The sequence below is a fragment of the Leptolyngbya sp. FACHB-711 genome (genome assembly GCF_014695615.1).
Classification (GTDB): domain Bacteria; phylum Cyanobacteriota; class Cyanobacteriia; order Elainellales; family Elainellaceae; genus Leptolyngbya_A.
In genome coordinates, this window is record NZ_JACJOR010000362.1 from 1 (window position 1) to 15,973 (window position 15,973).

Here is a 15,973-nt window from a genome sequence, read left to right on the forward strand (position 1 = left end):
CTGCCAATCGAAGGCGTGATCGAAGCGAAGGTCTGCCGATTCCTGCACCGACAAGAGGAATATTATCAAGCGCAAAAAAAGGGCGAACACAGCGTTCACCCACAAGACCACTTTGAAGAATTGAATTGATTGCTAAGAATTTTTTAAGCCAGGTGTGCTTTTAGAACTGACTTGGGAGCGCGGCGAACCCGGCAGCGAATCGTTTCGTATCCAAGCTTAGTGCAGGCTTCGTAGCGGTGGCAGCCAGAGAATCCGTAATACTGGCCTTCGACTTCCAAGACATCGATCGGCTCCTGTAAGCCAATTTCGGCGATCGACTCCATCAGCGCTCTGACTTTTTCCTGATCGTTTTGACGGAAGAGGGGACGACGAATTTCATGGAGGGGAATGTCTTGGATTCGCATGAAGTCAACCTGACAATGCAACTGCTTTCTCTTATATCATACTCATAACGACTACGATTTGGAGCCAGGATTAAAACTTGAATTAAAAAATCGGCTTGGTACAGAGGCACAGCCGATAGGATGCAGGCTAAGGGGAGGAATTTGGGCAGAATTAGGGCAGAAAACGATCGAGCGCAGCTTTTAGCTCCTCGATTTCAGTCTCGATGTTACCTGCCCGTGCTGCACGGGAAATACATTCGGTCAAGTGTTCGTCGAGGATCATGCGAGAAACGCGATCGAGCGCACCTCGAACTGCGGCAATTTGTACCAGCACATCTGGACAGGAGCGGCTTTCCTGAACCATCATTTTGATGCCACGAATGTGTCCCTCGATTCGCGATAGGCGGTTCACAATGCGCCGCAGCGACTCCTCGCTATGAACGTGCGGGTGAGCTTCCCCAGGATGGATATGCTCTGACGGCAATTCCGGCACAAGATCCGGTTCTGAATCGTTCTGAACAGGACGGGGCTGATGAAGTTCGGAGGCTGCCATATGAGAGTTTTACTGTGTAGGAGGAGCAGGAAAGGCGAAAGCAGGTCTAGCCAGAGCGCAATACTTGCAGCCTATTGATTCTTCTTGATTCTAGCCCAGTCCCTACTGGTCGATCGTTTTGGGTCGGGAGGAAAGCGGAGGCGGGGCGGCGGGGGCAGGCTCAACCACAGGTGCAGGAGCGATCGGAAGCGGTTCTGCCACCACAGGCGCAGGAGCAACAGGGGCAGGCTGAGACGGTTGAGTGATTTGACTGGTGACCGGTGGGGCTGGCTTATTGGCAGGGGAAACGTCGCTGGGTCGATTAGATTCAGCAGGGACGGCTTCGGTAGAATTGCTGGGGGTCACGTTTTCTGGAGCAGCGATCGCAGGTGCAGGCTGGGCAGGAGCAGCAGGCAGAGGGGCATAACCCTCAGAAAATGGCTCGAGTGGCGGCGTGTATTGTAGCGCAGGCTCAGCCGGATAAGTTGGCGAATTGTCAGTTGCCTCTGGCATTGTTGCCGAGGGTGTTTCGTAAATGGGCCAGTTACCCTGTGCCGGAAAGGACTGTTCTCTGGTAAAAAAACTTGTGCCCAGGTTAAACGGAGTTTTGCCTTGCGAAGGGGGCTGAACTCGCAGCGCGAATCCCATGCCTGCCCCCGTTGCCCCTGCAATCAATGCGGTCAGCAAAAAGGCGTTGGGCAATCTTGCAGGGATCCACTTCGCGGCGCGAGGCTTGGGCTGAACGAGAATCCGAACTGACGGAGAGCTTTGTTTTTGAGGCGATTGTCCGTTGAACGCCTGCGGTAGCTGTTCTGTTGCGGCGACAGGATGGGGTGCAGGTTCAGCGATCGGGGCTGGGGACGTTACCTCAGCCGGAGTTGTGCCGCTCGTCGACTCATCCGCAGATGAAACCGGAGGAATCGCAGCTTGAACTGGCTCTGGCTTGAATGCGGCGGGGGCTTCTGATAGCGGCTCTAAACTTTGAGGCTCTAAACTTTGAGTTGCCGTTTGGGGCAATGTCGCTTCGGGTGGAGTTGGCTCTGGAAGATAAACAAACCACTCTCCCAGCTTTTGCGGCGGCTGATTCGGCAGAAAGCTCAGCACTACAAACGGCAAATTCTGCCCGTCTACCTGCTCCTGAAAGAGATCGATTGCTCGCAGTCGATGGTTGAAGGGATGCTTCGCAAGATGCCGTGCCCCTGACATAAACTGCTGTACAATCTGCTGCCACACCTGAGGATGGTTGGATTGCTTCGCAGTTGGGTTGAGCGTCTGCAATACGACCGTCTGCTCCAGGTAAACATGGTACGCCTGATAAGTCATGCCCAGATCAGCCTTGTGCAGCACTGCCTGAATCACATACTTGCCGCTTTGCAGGATGGCTCCATCCGTTAGGATCATAAGCTCGTCCGGAGAAGATAAAAGGTCAGCGTCACGGTTTACCGTCTTAAGTTCCTCAGTCTACTCCCTCACTGCTCCCCTTGCCTAGCGCAGGCGATGAGGTTTCTCAAATGAGTCACTCCGGCTGAGGGGCAATCATGGCTTCTGGACGTACCAGGCGATCGAATTCTTCTCCAGACAGAAAACCCAGCGCGATACAGGCTGCTTGCAGGGTTGTGTTTTCCTGATAGGCTTTTTTGGCAACTTGAGCGGCGCGATCGTACCCAATATGGGGATTTAAGGCAGTGACCAGCATCAGCGAATTTTGCAAAAAGTGCTGAATCTGCGCTCGGTTGGGCTGAATGCCTTCCACTAAATGCAGCCGAAACATCGTACAGGCTCCGGTCAGCAGCCGAATCGAATTCAGCAAATTGAAAATCATTACGGGCTTAAACACATTCAGTTCAAAATTGCCTTGGCTGCCTGCGATCGTGACTGCCGCATCGTTGCCCATCACCTGAACACACACCATCGTCATCGCTTCGCACTGCGTCGGATTCACCTTTCCCGGCATAATTGATGATCCGGGTTCGTTTTCCGGCAGGCGTAGTTCTCCCAAACCACAGCGTGGACCCGACCCTAGCCAGCGAATGTCGTTGGCAATTTTCATCAGCGATACCGCAAGGGTTTTCAGCGCACTGCTGGTCATCACGATCGCATCATGGGCTGCCAAAGCTGCAAACTTATTGGGTGCAGCGACAAAAGGCAATCCGGTCAGGCGCGAGATTTCTGCCGCCACGCGATCGGCAAATTCAGGGTGTGTGTTCAGTCCTGTTCCCACCGCGGTTCCCCCGATCGCCAGCTCATATAAATCGGGGAGCGTGGTTTGGATTCGCGCCAAATCTTTTTCGAGCTGAGAGACATAGCCAGAAAACTCCTGTCCTAGCGTCAGCGGCACGGCATCCATTAAGTGAGTCCGTCCGATTTTGATAATGGCGTGAAAGTCTGCCGCCTGCTTTGCCAGTGCGTCTTTGAGCTGCGTTACTGCCGGAAGGAGCTGATGAACAATCTCTTCGATCGCTGCAATATGCATCGCTGTCGGAAACGTATCGTTAGAAGACTGCGATCGATTCACATGGTCGTTGGGGTGAATTGGCGTTTTGCTGCCTAGGACGCCTCCCGCCAGCTCGATCGCTCGATTCGCGATGACTTCATTCGCGTTCATGTTGGTTTGCGTGCCGCTGCCCGTCTGCCAGATTCGTAGCGGAAAATGATCATCGAGCTTGCCTGCAATCACTTCATCGGCGGCTTGCTCAATCAGTTGCGCCTGTTCAGACGGCAGTTTACCCAGCGTTTGATTCACCGTTGCCGCTGCCCGTTTTAAAATGCCAATCGCCCGAATCATTTCCCTGGGCATAACATTATCGCCGATCGCAAAATATTGCAGCGATCGCTGGGTCTGCGCGCCCCAATATCGATCCGCTGGAACTTCGATCGCGCCCATACTGTCTGTTTCGATTCGGGTTGGGGCATTCACCATCACGCATTCCTCTGGTTGCACAACGACTCAGAAACCGATCGAACTAATCGATCAGGTCGAACCAATCGATCAGAACTCGATCAACCGATTCCCGATTTTTGAGTGTAGAGGATTCGTGAGGGAATTGCCCTGTTATTCAGTTCGAGTGAAATGCTGAATGAGGATTACGCTGCTGGATCGAGGCGGTTGTGTCGTTTCGTCGCTTCCTGGAACGCTAAACCGCATTTGATCTTGGTTTGCTCTTTGCTCAACCTGCCCTGACAGCCCAATAAGTACTGATAGTTGCTTGATTCGAATCTCGGTTTCGCAGCTTTGGAATCCCCCTTAGCTCCCCTTCAAAGGGGGATTCAAACCCTTCCAGCCATTGGGTTTGTCCCAGGAAAGTTTAACCCTTGCCTGTCCCCTTTTTAAGAAGGAGGATTTTAAGGGGGATTGAGGGGGATTTCAACCGATCGAGCCACAGGTCTAAGCTCCTTTCCATTGCCGTCTTAGCCTGTTGCTCGGTCAATCTAACTCGATGCAAGCTCTAATTCAGTTGGAATTAGTCGTTGTTCAATCCACGCAGGCTTCTTTCTGCGGTGTCCTTGTACATCTCGCCGAATTCTTTCACGGCTGCCTTGGACTCATCCACAATGTTTTCCAGTCTTGCATCATTCTTGCCTTCGACTTGGTCAGCTTCCTTAAACCATTCACCGGTAGTCTTGGGCCGCTCATTGTCGAGTTGATGCGCGTCTGCCTTCGCCCGCTCCATCGTGGCTTTCTTGTCTACACGGGGTACGGTATCGGTGGTGAGCAGCAGAAATCCAACCAGAACGATCGAGAGAACTTGCTTGATCTGAATGCTGCCGAGCAATGCGCCAATTCGAGCTGCCGCACGAGAAATTAAGCTTTTCACGATAAACCTCTACCAAAACTTTTTCAAAGGACAAAATCAGATTACCGGGGTAATGCAAACCGTCCCTCTCGCCAAAGTCAGACTTTGAGGGTAGAGATAGGCTGATAGGGAGTGATTCCGCCAGGAAACCAGCTTTATGACTCGTCCGATTTACCTTGATGCCCACGCCACCACTCCCGTAGACGATCGCGTTTTGCAAGCCATGCTGCCCTTTTTCACCGAACATTTTGGCAACCCGGGCAGTTTGCACGCCTATGGCTGGGAAGCAGAAGCGGCGGTCAAACAGGCAAGAGCAACCCTGGCAGCAGCGTTGTGCAGCAGTTCCCCTGCTGGAATAGGCGGCGTATCCCCAGAAGAAGTCATTTTCACGAGTGGGGCAACCGAAGCAAACAATCTGGCAATCAAGGGCGTAGCAGAGGCGTATTTTGCGAAAGGCAAGCATCTGGTCACTGTCCAGACCGAACATAGCGCAGTGCTTGATCCCTGCCGTTATTTAGAGTCGCTGGGGTTTGAGGTGACTTATCTACCCGTGCAGCCGGATGGATTCATCGATTTGGCACAGCTTCGCCGGGCAATTCGATCGGATACGGTGCTGGTGTCAGTGATGGCAGCCAATAATGAAATCGGCGTTCTGCAACCCCTGGCAGAAATCGGGGCAATTTGTCGGCAGCAGCAGGTTTTGTTTCACACCGATGCAGCTCAGGCGATCGGCAAAATTCCGCTCGATGTGGAAGCAATGCAAATTGATTTGATGTCGCTTACGGCGCATAAAGTTTACGGACCTAAAGGAATTGGGGCGCTTTTTGTGCGAAGACGGCAGCCCAGAGTCCAGCTTGCGGCTCAACTTCACGGCGGCGGACAGGAACGAGGACTGCGATCGGGAACGCTGTATCCGCCTCAGATTGTTGGGTTTGCCGAAGCGGTGCGGATTGCCCTTGTTGATCGAGAAACTGAGTCCCAGCGCATTCAGGATTTGCGCGATCGGCTCTGGCAGCAGCTTCAGCCCCTGGGTGGCATTCATCTGAATGGACACGCAACGCAGCGATTGCCGGGAAATCTAAACATCAGCGTCGAAGGCGTAGACGGACAGGCATTGCTGTTAGGCATTCAGTCGTTTGCGGCGGTTTCATCAGGGTCTGCTTGCGCTTCTGCAAAATCGGCTCCATCCCATGTATTGACTGCGCTGGGTCGATCGCCTGAGCTTGCCTATGCTTCGATCCGGTTTGGGATCGGCAGGTTTAACACCGTAGCAGAAGTCGATCGCGTTGCTGCAAGGGTGATTGAAACGGTGCAGGCACTCCGTGCTACAAAGCAGCCGTATGCTCAAAACGCGATTTACAGGACGTTTGAAAAGTCATGACGCTGACCAAGCTGCTGCTTAAGCCGATCGGCGTACGACTTTTGATGAACTATTCGCCCTATTTTTAATCGATCGCTTGCTTAAGCGTACTAATAGGAATAAATCAGGATAGGTATATCGATTCGCGTACCTTTACAGGTGTACAAGAGCTGTTTACAAACCCGCCTAAAGTAAGTTTGCGTTTAGGTTCCCATATCTCAAACTATAAATAAGTCAAATGAATTTACAGCGCTTATCTAATTCACAAATCGTTTGCCGATTGAAGCCAAGGTAGAAATAACCGAACCTTCAATTTGCAATTCATTAGGTAAGATTTCATTACAAAATAATCAGAACGATTAATTAGGAGCTTATTGCATGAACTCACGAATTCCTTATCAAACGGGTGCCAGACCTCACAACTTGAATACTGCCACTGAAAAAGCCGTTCAACCTGCTAAACCCACCGTTCAGTTCTCAATGAATAACGATACAACGCTGAGCAAAGACAAATAGTATTTTTAATCAGTATTCAACATTCGGTTCATTTTTAATGAATGGGTTTGATTAGGGTTTGATCAGGGTTCGATCGCCGTTTCTTTCAGAATGGCTCGGCTAGAAGTCGATGTAGTTATCCTGGCTGCAATCATCGCGATTGTTATTGTTCCGGCGATAATCTCCCGATCAAATTACCGTTCTTCAGTACACTGCTTCGATAGAAAGCAACGGGTCACCGTTAAAACGTCACCTAATCCAAACGATGGCAGAACCATGGTCAACCTACTCTACGCACTGCACGATCTTTCTCAATATATTGCGACCCTAACGATCGCTTCAAAGAGCTCAGGTCAAGCAATTGTTGCCGCTACGGGCTTGTGCCAGGCTATTCAGCCGCCGCTTCAAAAGGCAGACAGTTTTAGTGAAACGAAAGCGATCGGTTAGCTGTTTTGCTCCTGCTGAAGCAGCTTCTCTCTTGAATCGCCCCAATACGCACTATACGTCCACACTTCGCTAATTCCCCGCTCCTTAACTGACCAGCGATAAATCACTGCTTGGGGATCGATGCCGATCTCAATGAGCTTTGCCCCCATGTAGTATTCCATCTGGCGTTTAGTCATGTCTCTAACGCTGTTGGGTTTGCTCTTTTCGATCGTACGGGAAAGATGTGCCTGCGTATGTTTAGCCATGTGCGCTCGGAATCAACTGCGAAAGTTTTGAAGTTAGCTGGTAGAGGTTAACTGTTAGTGTTAGTGATGAAATTTGTCGCGAACCTAGTGGCGAAACTAGCAACGCCAAACGATCGCAAATTGCGAATTAATTTTTCTTCCCAGGCTTTTACCCAGTTTAACGCTCCTAGTTCGAGGCAGCGTTGCCCCTAGCAGCAGAATTACGATTTGCAGCATTACTGTTTGGCGTGAAGGTGATTTCCTCTACGGTTCCCGCTGAACCCATTGTCTTTGCAGCTCCCTGGTTGTATGACAGCGATACTCCGCCAGCGTTACCCGATACGATCGTTAGCTCTTCTTGCGCTGACCAGTTGCGCTGTGTGCCCTTCGTCAAAGTTCCTTCATAGGTTACGCGGCCGTCGGCGATCACCTGTACCCAAGCATCTGCGGTGATATTCATTGCCACGCGAATGGGGGAATTGGTCGCGGAAGAACTGGATGGAGAAGAAATGGCTGCGCGAGCACTAGCTACCGGGGAAACCGGACTGGGAGAAGCGCTCGGCGTGGAAGAAGGAGAAGCTGCAGGAGCAGTAGGAGAAGCAGGAACAGTCGCGGCGGGTGCAGTCGGCGCAGTGGTGATTGCAGGCTCAGACCGTTGAGGCCTAGACAGCAGGCGAGACAAACCGTAAGCCAGCCCTCCTAAAACCAGCAGCCCTGCAATGATCAGCGGCACTGGACTGCGACGATTATCCCGCAGGGGGAGCTGCCTCGCATTGGACGAGTTGGGTTCCCGCTTGCGGCGATCGGGTCTAGATGAATCAGGAACGCGGGTTTCGACCAGACTTTGGGTTGATTCTGCTTGTTCTCGTTCGGGCGATTCGAAACCGATCGCTTCACGCTCGACTGGAAAACTGCGCGACAGCGTCATTCCATCTAGCCCCAGCGCGTCTCCATAGCGGCGAATAAACCCTTGCACAAAAACGGCTTCCGGCAGAATTGTGCTCTGCCCACCCTCTAGGGCTCGTAGAATCCGTAGGGGAATGTAGGTCTTGGCGGAGATGTCATCGAGCGATCGACCCTGATCCTGACGGATGTGTTGCAAGTATTCGCCGATCGCGTTTAGTTGCTCAAGCTGTTTTCTGTCAAAATCGCCCACCCTTTCATCTCCACTAACGCAAGAGAACTCAACTTGGTTTCTACCTTAATCTGAGGCGGGAGCGATTTTCAAGCAGGTTACTCTAGGTAAAGTTTTTTTGAGTTGCGTCGTTTCAAACACAGACTGAAGCAGAAAAGCCGTTATCTGATAAGGTCTTAGCAGGGATTTACACCCCCCTTAGATGGATGTAAAGCTTAAATGAAGAGAGCCAGTTAGAATAGAAAAGGGTGAATGGGTGCCCCTCAAATCTGTTGATGCTTCCCGGCTGTAACTTTCTCCCTGTAGCAGGCTTATGCTAGCTTCAATCAGTTGCCGCTAATTAGCTGCCTCAAAAAGCCCCTCTAGTCATACTCAGGTAATGTTTACACAAACCTTAAATCTATTCTGTTGAGCCTCAAAAGCCGCTAAATTTGTATTCTGGCTTACACAAATGCACGCTTGATTAGCTGGGCGCGATCGTATTCCCTCTAAAAATAACTGGTCTGTTGGGTTAGCAGTATCGTATTAGGCTTTAGTATTGAGCTTTATAAGTGATTAAGCTTTATTAAGTGCAACTGCTGCTCATTCGGTAGCAAGCCATTCCCCGCATTATGGTCTTCTTTGCCTAACAGCCTGCCTTCTAATCGAAATGCACTTTAGCGGAGTCTTAGATGACGATCCAAAATGTAGCAATTCCTCGAAGCTCAGCCACTTCGGACTCGAATTCTAAGCCGCTCGTGCTAGTTGTCGATGATGATAAAGATAATTTGCTGCTATTGCAGTACTCGCTGGAGCTATTTAACTGTGGATTTGTTGGCAGAACGAATGGGATAGATTTAGTTTCGATCGCCCAAAGCATTCAGCCACACCTGATTTTGCTAGATATTGTCATGCCTCGGCAAAGCGGTATTGAGCTGCTGCGTCAGCTTCGGGAAAGCGCCTCAACCCGCCCTATCCCTGTCGTGGCAATTACTGCCCTCGGCAGAGCTGACGATCGGCTGCGGCTGCTGGCAGAGGGGTTTGATGATTATCTCAGCAAGCCGTTTACGCTAGACGATTTGCAGGCAGTGATAAACTTCCACTGCTGTCAGGCTACGCGGAGATAGTTTTCGATCGCGTGTGGCTAACACGGCGTGAAGCGGATGGTCGAATTTCGGGTGGATTTTGAAGAATTGCAATCACGCCCGTTCTCCCGGTTTCGAGCGTAGCATCGCTCAGAAAGTCTAAGACACTGGTACTCAAAACCGATTCAATCACTTCCCGCATGCGTGGCTCAATCAAATGATTCAGATCCTCGCGCACCTGCTTGGCAAGCGGACGGTGTCCTTCTTCTAGCAAAAGCTGTTCGGGCTGGGTCACGGAGTTTTCGATCACGATCGTAAGTTTTTCATCAATGAGCTGGCAGAAGACCTTACTGGGTTGATGTCCCAAAAAAGTGCGATAGAGCAACTGAATTTGCTGCGAGAGGCTTCGTTCCATCTGCCCGCGAGTGAGTACTTGATTATTCATGAAGTTTCCAGGCTCATCTAAATCGCTACTAACAACAGGCGAATCTGAATCGCTACTAACAATAAGCTGACAGTTGATTTACAGGTTCGCTATAGGAAAGATTGAGGTAGCTAACCGGGATACCAGACCGCAGAAGCCACTCTTCCTCGGATTGCAACCTTCAGCGGGGCACGTTACGCTGATCGGCTTACCGCTTCTCTCGTAACTGATTCTCCCGTAACTGAGGCGGTTCGCTGATGTCCGCTCCCTGTTAACGTTCCATCGCTACTATATCGGTCGCTTCGCTGAACTTCATGCTCTCTACGAGGGATTTTGTTTTGAAGCAAGGGTCATTCCCAGGATGTACCAAAAGCCGCTACAGGAATAGCTTGTACCGTTCTTAGCCGTATGCCTGATACCCTACCCTACATCCGACTCAGCCAAGCGATCGCTTCCCGAATCCAGGCTTCTGCATTGTCCGATTTAGAAAGAGCGGTGCTTTGTCCAACCGCTTGCAGTGCGTGGGTAATTTCATCGCTGCTGTAGCCCAGTGCCAGCAGGGTCATTTCGACATCTTCTTGCACAGCGGCAACCGGAGCCGCACTGGGGGTTGACCCCAAGCCCGACTGCATTCGCCATTCTGCCAGCTTAGTTTTGAGTTCCAGGGCAATCCGTTCGGCAGTTTTATTGCCCACACCGGGCGTTTTAGACAGCAGCCGAATGTTGCTTGCCACGATCGCCTGCACCAAATCCTGCAAGCCCAGAGCATCCAGCAACGCCATCGCCACCTGCGGACCAACACCCGTGACGCTGATCAGCTGGCGAAACAAATCTCGCTCTGACGGGGAGCCAAACCCAAACAGCACTGTCTGGTCTTCTCGCGTCTGCATATGGGTAAAAATCTGGACATCTTCGCCCACGGGTGGGAGCTGCTGCGTGAGTCTGGCGTTTACCTGCACGTCATAGCCAATCCCGTTTACATCGATCGTCAAAATCACCCGACTGTTGCTGATCTTCTGCACGCCAGCAACCGTGCCCTTCAGGTAGCTAATCATACAAAATTCATGTCAAACAATGCTTCACACAAGAGAGGGGACTGAAGACTCAGCCCCCACTGCATCCCGTATCTTCTAGCGTACTAAATTCGCTTCAGATCGGGGTACTCAGCAATCATTTCGTCGCTGCTCAGGGTGTCGCCTTCTGCCTGTGGTGTCCATAGCACTTCCAGAGCCAGAAGCCGATCGCTCGAAACAGAACCAAGAACGCTCAACGCCTGCCGCAGATCTTGAGTGGTGTTGATTGTGGGTAGGGGAAGACGCCCGGTCGTTGCCACAATGATTGTTGCGACAATATACTCGCCCGGATCCCGGGATAGCTCTAGGGCACCGCCCGCACCTTGAAGCTGCTGCCGCAGGGTGGATTGACGCAACTGACGATTGACGTTCGAGAGAGTTTCTTCGGCAAATTTGCTGCGTTCTGCGATCGCCAGCCGATTGAACTGGTTTTCGGCAGCTTGCAGACTAGCTTGCTCAGCGTTGCTCGACGCATACACCCAATATTCGGGGTGACGCAGCAGTGACAGCGTAGACTCCTGAAGCACCTGAGCCAAGCCTTCAGAACTGCCTGTATCGGCATTAGTGGCAATCCGGTTCAGATCGGCTTGCAGATCGCGGGCTTGAGCCAGTAGACCGACCTGCACTTTTGCTACCGTCACCGAAGAATCATAGCCGTCATAGCCGTCGCTGTTGTCGTTACCGCCTTGCGCTGCTCCCCGCAGTGCCCGCGTCAGGAAGCCTGCGACCGCAAGAAAGATCAAGATGCTGAATAAGCCACCGCCCCCGAAGCCAAAAAAGGGCAGTATGAAGGGAAACCCAAATCCACCACCGGGGTAGTAGCCGCCACCGCCGCCATATCCACCGTAACCCCCACCTCCATAGGGGCGACTGGGAGCCGGAGCTGTACGGGTCGGAGCGCGAAAGCTGCCGCCACCCACACGCCCTCCGCTTGCTGCCAGTGCGCCGCCGGCATGGCTAAAGGCGATCGTAATCACCAAACTGGCAATCAGAAAAGGTTTTAAAGCAGGCTTAATTAATGCAAACAGTTTGTTGAACATAGTCCCGTGCCTATCCAAGCTGATGAGTAATCGTATCGGCTTTGGCTGGGTTCAGGATTAGTGCAGGCGCACAGCATAATGGATTGAACGCTGCTACTGCTCCCAAAAATTAACCAAATGTTACAAAGTCGCTACCCTTTTAGTTTACCGCCTTCTCTTTAAGGGGATAAGCAGGCTTAAGGTGGATTTTAGCGGAGATAACCGTACTTAATGGCGTAATCCTCCCCCCACGATCGTCACTATTTCTAGCCGATCGCCTGCCTGCATTTTCGTTTCTGTCCAAAACTGACGATGCAAAATTTCACCGTTGTATTCCACTGCAACGAGCCGTGGATTCATGCCAAGCTGAGTCAGTAAATCGGGTAAGAGCGTTTCAGCAGAACACTGGCGCGGCTCTCCGTTGACTTGCAGGGTGATGAGGTGGGTGGGGGACATCGTGACTTGAATCCTCAAGAAATCGCATGAGCGCGGAGCGTTTGCACTCGATCGAGCTGCGAAACAAAATACTGGGTCATCAGGGTAGGTTCCTCGGCTGCCATAATTGCCCGTACAACGGCAACTCGCTCGGCTCCGGCAGAAAGCACTGCGTCTAAATTATCTGCACTAATGCCTCCGATCGCAAACCAGGGCAGCGCAGCCTGAGCAGCGGCATGGCGCACATACTCCAGTCCGGCGGCGGGTCTGCCTGCTTTGGTGGGCGTTTCATATACTGGACCCACACCAATGTAATCGGCTCCTTCTTCGATCGCCCGGTGCATTTCTTCGGGACTGTGGGTAGAGCGTCCAATAATGCGCTGACTGCCCAAGAGCTGACGGGCAAGGGCGATCGGCACATCGTCCTGTCCCAGATGCACGCCGTCTGCGTCTACTGCCAGTGCAAGATCAATGCGATCGTTAATAATGAACAGCGCATCGTAGCGATGACAAAGCTGTTTCAGGCGTTTCGCATTCTCGATCCGGGTGAGGTCGTCGGTTTCTTTGTCGCGATACTGCACCAGAGAGAGTCCGCCCTGTAATGCCGCTTCGACCACTTCGAGCAAATGATCAGAAGGCGATGTCACAAGATACAGGGTCGATTGTCTTAGCTTCTGCTGTCGCTCATAGCCGCCTAGCCGAGTTTCGAGCGTGTACACCCGATAGCGCATTTGCTTGCAAGCAGCTGCCATGTCTCCCGAATAAAGCTTGCCGTATTCTTCCAGAACGCGCAGTGCCTCCTGAGTGCGGGAAAAATTGACCTGAAGCACCTGGGCCACACTCGATCGCTCGGCTTCCTGAGGGTGGGTGAGGTCGGTGCCGCGATCGTTTGGGGTATCTCTGGCGGCGCGGAGGTCGTTGCTGTGCCAGTGGGCAAGTTCCTGCCGGAGCTGCTTGCACTCCTCGGTGAGCTGCGTCTGATTCAGTCCAAATCGACACCATTCTTCGATAATTCTCAGCCCTTCACGGGCGCGATCGAGGTTAGCATCGAGAATCCGATAAACGGCTGACTGATAGCCTTCGTTCTGACTGCCCGCTTTACTGCCCATCTTGCTGCCCATCCTGCTGCCTATTGCGTTGATTGTTCCGCCCATTGTGGGATCGAATCCAGTGGGATCAAATCCAGTGCGCTCGAAGAGGATGCTCTAGAAGTATCCACCGTAGGTATCCATCGTGCTGCATTTGCCCCACCCTCCCAACTCTGGAGGACTTTCGCTCCGGGGTTGGGTTCAAGGTCTCTCAATGAAGGACTTCAGGCTCCATTCCAGCTCAAAGTCTCCCAATCTTGAATCATGTAGGGGGCGGTTCGGGTCGCGACTCACACTTTATTAAGTACCTTGTAAGCACCTTTTAGCTATTTGTCATCCTAACAGGACAGCCTCAGCCGTACGCAGCAGAGCCACCGTCCCAGTAGAATTTTTGCTCGTCGAACCATTGCCCCAGCAAAAAAAATTTACCTTATCCTGTCACTACTTTCAGAAAATCAGGCAGAATTTAGTTCATTACTCATCCTCTAGAACGCTATAGACAGAGTTGAATTCGGAGAATTTGCAGAACGATCGCTAAACTTGGCGTTAATCGCTGCTAATTTTTCCTTATTGTTTACTCAGGTCAGTAATTGGGGATTGTTTATTCCGGTCCCTGATCCAGGTTAGTGATCCAGGCAAGTCGGGCAAGGCTGCTGTCCATATCCGTTGGTGTTGGGAAAGAATCCATGCGTTTGATGACTTCACGCGCTCAAAGTGGCTCCAAAGCTCAAAAATCGCTCCTGCCGTTTTTAGATGCGGGGTTGACTTGTACAGGATTGACCTGTGCATCGCTGACGATCGCTTTGACCCTGGCTTTGCTTAATGGCTGGAACAATGCAGCTGCCGCCCAAATCGAGCCGAGTGCACCAGGTTCCCTATCACAGCGCAGCCAAACCTTTCTATTCGTCAATCCAGCGATCGGTCAAGATATTCCGGGTTCTGGCAGTCAGCAATTGCCCTTTCGCACGATCCACCATGCGCTGCAAGTGGCACAGCCTAACACCGTAATTTTGCTTTCTCCCGGACTCTATAGTGCCGAGACAGGCGAAGTTTTCCCGCTCCAGATGCGATCGGGCATCACAATTCAGGGCGATTCCAGCACGGCAGGACAGGGCATTGTGATTCGTGGCGGCGGCGAGTTTGTGAGTTCCAGCCAGGGTTCTCAGAACGTAACGCTAATCGGCGCAATGAATGCGCTGCTTACTGGCATAACGATCACCAATCCCCAGGGTCACGGACTCTGGATCGAGTCGAGCAATCCAACGATCGCCCACAATACGTTTTCAGGCAGTCAGGCGTCAGGCATAACGGTTACGGGCAATGCACTGGCGGCAATTCAGCAAAATCGCTTTCGCCAGAACCGGGCAACCGGACTCTTGATCGCCGGAACTGCCCAGCCGGAAGTGCGGCAAAATTTCTTTGAACAAGCCGAGGTCGGAATCACGATCGCTCAATCTGCCGCCCCGTTAATCATTCAGAATCAAATCCGCCGCAATCGAACTGGCGTATTGGTGCAAGACAGCGCACATCCGGTTTTACGACGAAATGCGATCGAACACAGCAGCGAAGTCGGGGTAGCTGCCGTGAATAACGCCCAGCCTGACTTAGGCACCGCCGAGGATGCAGGACAAAATCAGTTTCGGCAAAACCGCAGACAGGATGTGAACGCTGCCAGCACAAGTCAAACCGTGCCGATCGCAGGCAACCAGCTTTCCGCCCAGCAGGTTTCGGGCAGGGTTGATTTTGATGGGATTGTTACTCAAATTGCCGCTGTGCAGGCGGATCAGGGTTTTGTTCGACCCGCAGAAACAGGGCAGACCCCGGAACCGCAATCGATCGAAATGATTCATCCTGCCGATCCCTCTGCTTTAAGGGCTGCTCCAATTCCCCCTACTCCAGTTTCTGTTTCAATTCCTTCTGCTTCAACAGTTTCAACCGATTTTACCGATCGCCGTTCGACGTTGGTGGCTACCGCGCTCATTGGTCAACTGCCGCCGAGGGAGATTAACGCTGATCGATCGATCGCTGCCCCACGTTTTGCGGTATCAGGCTCTTTACGGACAGATCGCGTCTCGCCCATGCAAAACACTGCCCAACCTGAGGCGATTGCTGAAGCGGATCCAGCAGTCTCGATTCCAATTCCAGTGCCGCCGCCCGAAAATTCTGGGGTGCGGATGAATCCTGCCGATTCGCTGAACCTGCCGCCAGAGGCGTTGATGCCCTCGCTAATGCCCTCGCTGCCGTCGTCTTTTGAACCCGTTTTAATGGCTGCGGTTTCTGTGTCTGTTCCTTTCCGTGCGCCTCAGCCGTTTGCTGCTGGCATTGCTACTCCTTTTGAAAACAGTTCCCCTGCCATTCCGGTAATACAGTCGTCTCTGTCCCTGCCTGCGCCGCCGCCTTTGCCTCAACTGGCTGTCGTCCCGAGTGCCTCGCCTGAAATCGACGATCGACTGACGCTTCAGTCCAACGTTTTGCCTGTTCCCGATGGAGATGCACCGAT

Annotated in this window: 17 protein-coding genes; 5 read left to right on the top strand and 12 right to left on the bottom strand. The window is 52.2% G+C overall.

All coding sequences use genetic code 11. From position 1 onward, the window contains the following. Nucleotides 1-143: 143 nt before the first annotated feature. The 5 genes from H6F80_RS14915 to H6F80_RS14935 all read right to left on the bottom strand — a co-directional run bounded on the left by H6F80_RS14915 (nucleotide 144) and on the right by H6F80_RS14935 (nucleotide 4,730). Nucleotides 144-404, bottom strand: a complete 261-nt coding sequence (locus H6F80_RS14915) for a ParB N-terminal domain-containing protein (RefSeq protein ID WP_190792319.1) — start codon at nucleotides 402-404, stop codon at nucleotides 144-146. A gap of 151 nt (nucleotides 405-555) precedes the next feature. Beyond that, on the bottom strand, nucleotides 556-936 hold the full coding sequence (locus H6F80_RS14920) for a metal-sensing transcriptional repressor (RefSeq protein ID WP_190792320.1): 381 nt from the start codon (nucleotides 934-936) through the stop codon (nucleotides 556-558). 102 nt (nucleotides 937-1,038) lie between these two features. Next, nucleotides 1,039-2,316 carry a hypothetical protein gene (locus H6F80_RS14925; RefSeq protein ID WP_190792321.1) on the bottom strand — a complete coding sequence of 426 codons (1,278 nt, stop codon included), beginning with the start codon at nucleotides 2,314-2,316 and terminating at the stop codon, nucleotides 1,039-1,041. Between the two features lie 115 nt (nucleotides 2,317-2,431). Further along, entirely contained in the window at nucleotides 2,432-3,835 is a 1,404-nt protein-coding gene (gene fumC / locus H6F80_RS14930) for a class II fumarate hydratase (RefSeq protein ID WP_190792322.1), read from the bottom strand. Between the two features lie 541 nt (nucleotides 3,836-4,376). Further along, on the bottom strand, nucleotides 4,377-4,730 hold the full coding sequence (locus H6F80_RS14935; RefSeq protein WP_190792323.1) for a hypothetical protein: 354 nt from the start codon (nucleotides 4,728-4,730) through the stop codon (nucleotides 4,377-4,379). Between the two features lie 136 nt (nucleotides 4,731-4,866). On the opposite strand from H6F80_RS14935, the gene H6F80_RS14940 reads away from it, so the two are divergent. From H6F80_RS14940 to H6F80_RS14950, 3 genes are all read left to right on the top strand, one after another. Continuing rightward, nucleotides 4,867-6,090 (top strand): cysteine desulfurase family protein, encoded by a 1,224-nt coding sequence (locus H6F80_RS14940; protein ID WP_190792324.1) that lies wholly within the window; start codon nucleotides 4,867-4,869, stop codon nucleotides 6,088-6,090. A 357-nt stretch (nucleotides 6,091-6,447) separates the two neighbouring features. Beyond that, entirely contained in the window at nucleotides 6,448-6,585 is a 138-nt protein-coding gene (locus H6F80_RS14945) for a hypothetical protein (protein WP_190792325.1), read from the top strand. 255 nt (nucleotides 6,586-6,840) lie between these two features. Beyond that, entirely contained in the window at nucleotides 6,841-7,011 is a 171-nt protein-coding gene (locus tag H6F80_RS14950; RefSeq protein ID WP_190792326.1) for a hypothetical protein, read from the top strand. Here H6F80_RS14950 and H6F80_RS14955 read toward each other — a convergent pair. Both H6F80_RS14955 and H6F80_RS14960 read right to left on the bottom strand, forming a co-directional pair. Continuing rightward, nucleotides 7,008-7,256, bottom strand: a complete 249-nt coding sequence (locus tag H6F80_RS14955; RefSeq protein ID WP_190792327.1) for a hypothetical protein — start codon at nucleotides 7,254-7,256, stop codon at nucleotides 7,008-7,010. The two genes, H6F80_RS14950 and H6F80_RS14955, sit on opposite strands and share 4 nt — an antisense overlap. A 166-nt stretch (nucleotides 7,257-7,422) precedes the next feature. Beyond that, nucleotides 7,423-8,391, bottom strand: coding sequence for a helix-turn-helix domain-containing protein (locus H6F80_RS14960; protein ID WP_190792328.1), 969 nt, complete (start codon nucleotides 8,389-8,391; stop codon nucleotides 7,423-7,425). A gap of 650 nt (nucleotides 8,392-9,041) precedes the next feature. Between H6F80_RS14960 and H6F80_RS14965 the strand changes: the two genes are divergently transcribed. Then, nucleotides 9,042-9,476 (top strand): response regulator, encoded by a 435-nt coding sequence (locus tag H6F80_RS14965; protein WP_190792329.1) that lies wholly within the window; start codon nucleotides 9,042-9,044, stop codon nucleotides 9,474-9,476. On the opposite strand, the gene H6F80_RS14970 is transcribed toward H6F80_RS14965, so the two are convergent. The 5 genes from H6F80_RS14970 to H6F80_RS14990 form a co-directional block, all read right to left on the bottom strand. After that, the gene (locus tag H6F80_RS14970) at nucleotides 9,463-9,879 is read right to left on the bottom strand and encodes a Na-translocating system protein MpsC family protein (protein WP_190792330.1); all 417 of its coding nucleotides are present in this window, start codon (nucleotides 9,877-9,879) and stop codon (nucleotides 9,463-9,465) included. The two genes, H6F80_RS14965 and H6F80_RS14970, sit on opposite strands and share 14 nt — an antisense overlap. 404 nt (nucleotides 9,880-10,283) lie before the next feature. Beyond that, nucleotides 10,284-10,913, bottom strand: a complete 630-nt coding sequence (gene ruvA / locus H6F80_RS14975; RefSeq protein WP_190792331.1) for a Holliday junction branch migration protein RuvA — start codon at nucleotides 10,911-10,913, stop codon at nucleotides 10,284-10,286. 83 nt (nucleotides 10,914-10,996) lie between these two features. Next, a complete protein-coding gene (locus H6F80_RS14980) occupies nucleotides 10,997-11,971 on the bottom strand; it encodes a DUF1517 domain-containing protein (protein ID WP_190792332.1) in 975 nt (324 codons plus the stop codon). A gap of 207 nt (nucleotides 11,972-12,178) precedes the next feature. Next, nucleotides 12,179-12,406: a sulfur carrier protein ThiS gene (thiS, locus tag H6F80_RS14985; RefSeq protein ID WP_190792333.1), complete on the bottom strand. Its 228-nt coding sequence runs from the start codon at nucleotides 12,404-12,406 to the stop codon at nucleotides 12,179-12,181. 14 nt (nucleotides 12,407-12,420) lie between these two features. After that, on the bottom strand, nucleotides 12,421-13,506 hold the full coding sequence (locus tag H6F80_RS14990; protein WP_242067372.1) for a thiamine phosphate synthase: 1,086 nt from the start codon (nucleotides 13,504-13,506) through the stop codon (nucleotides 12,421-12,423). Between the two features lie 662 nt (nucleotides 13,507-14,168). Between H6F80_RS14990 and H6F80_RS14995 the strand changes: the two genes are divergently transcribed. Continuing rightward, nucleotides 14,169-15,973 (top strand): DUF1565 domain-containing protein (locus tag H6F80_RS14995; RefSeq protein ID WP_190792334.1); only part of this gene is annotated, 1,805 nt, incomplete at its 3' end.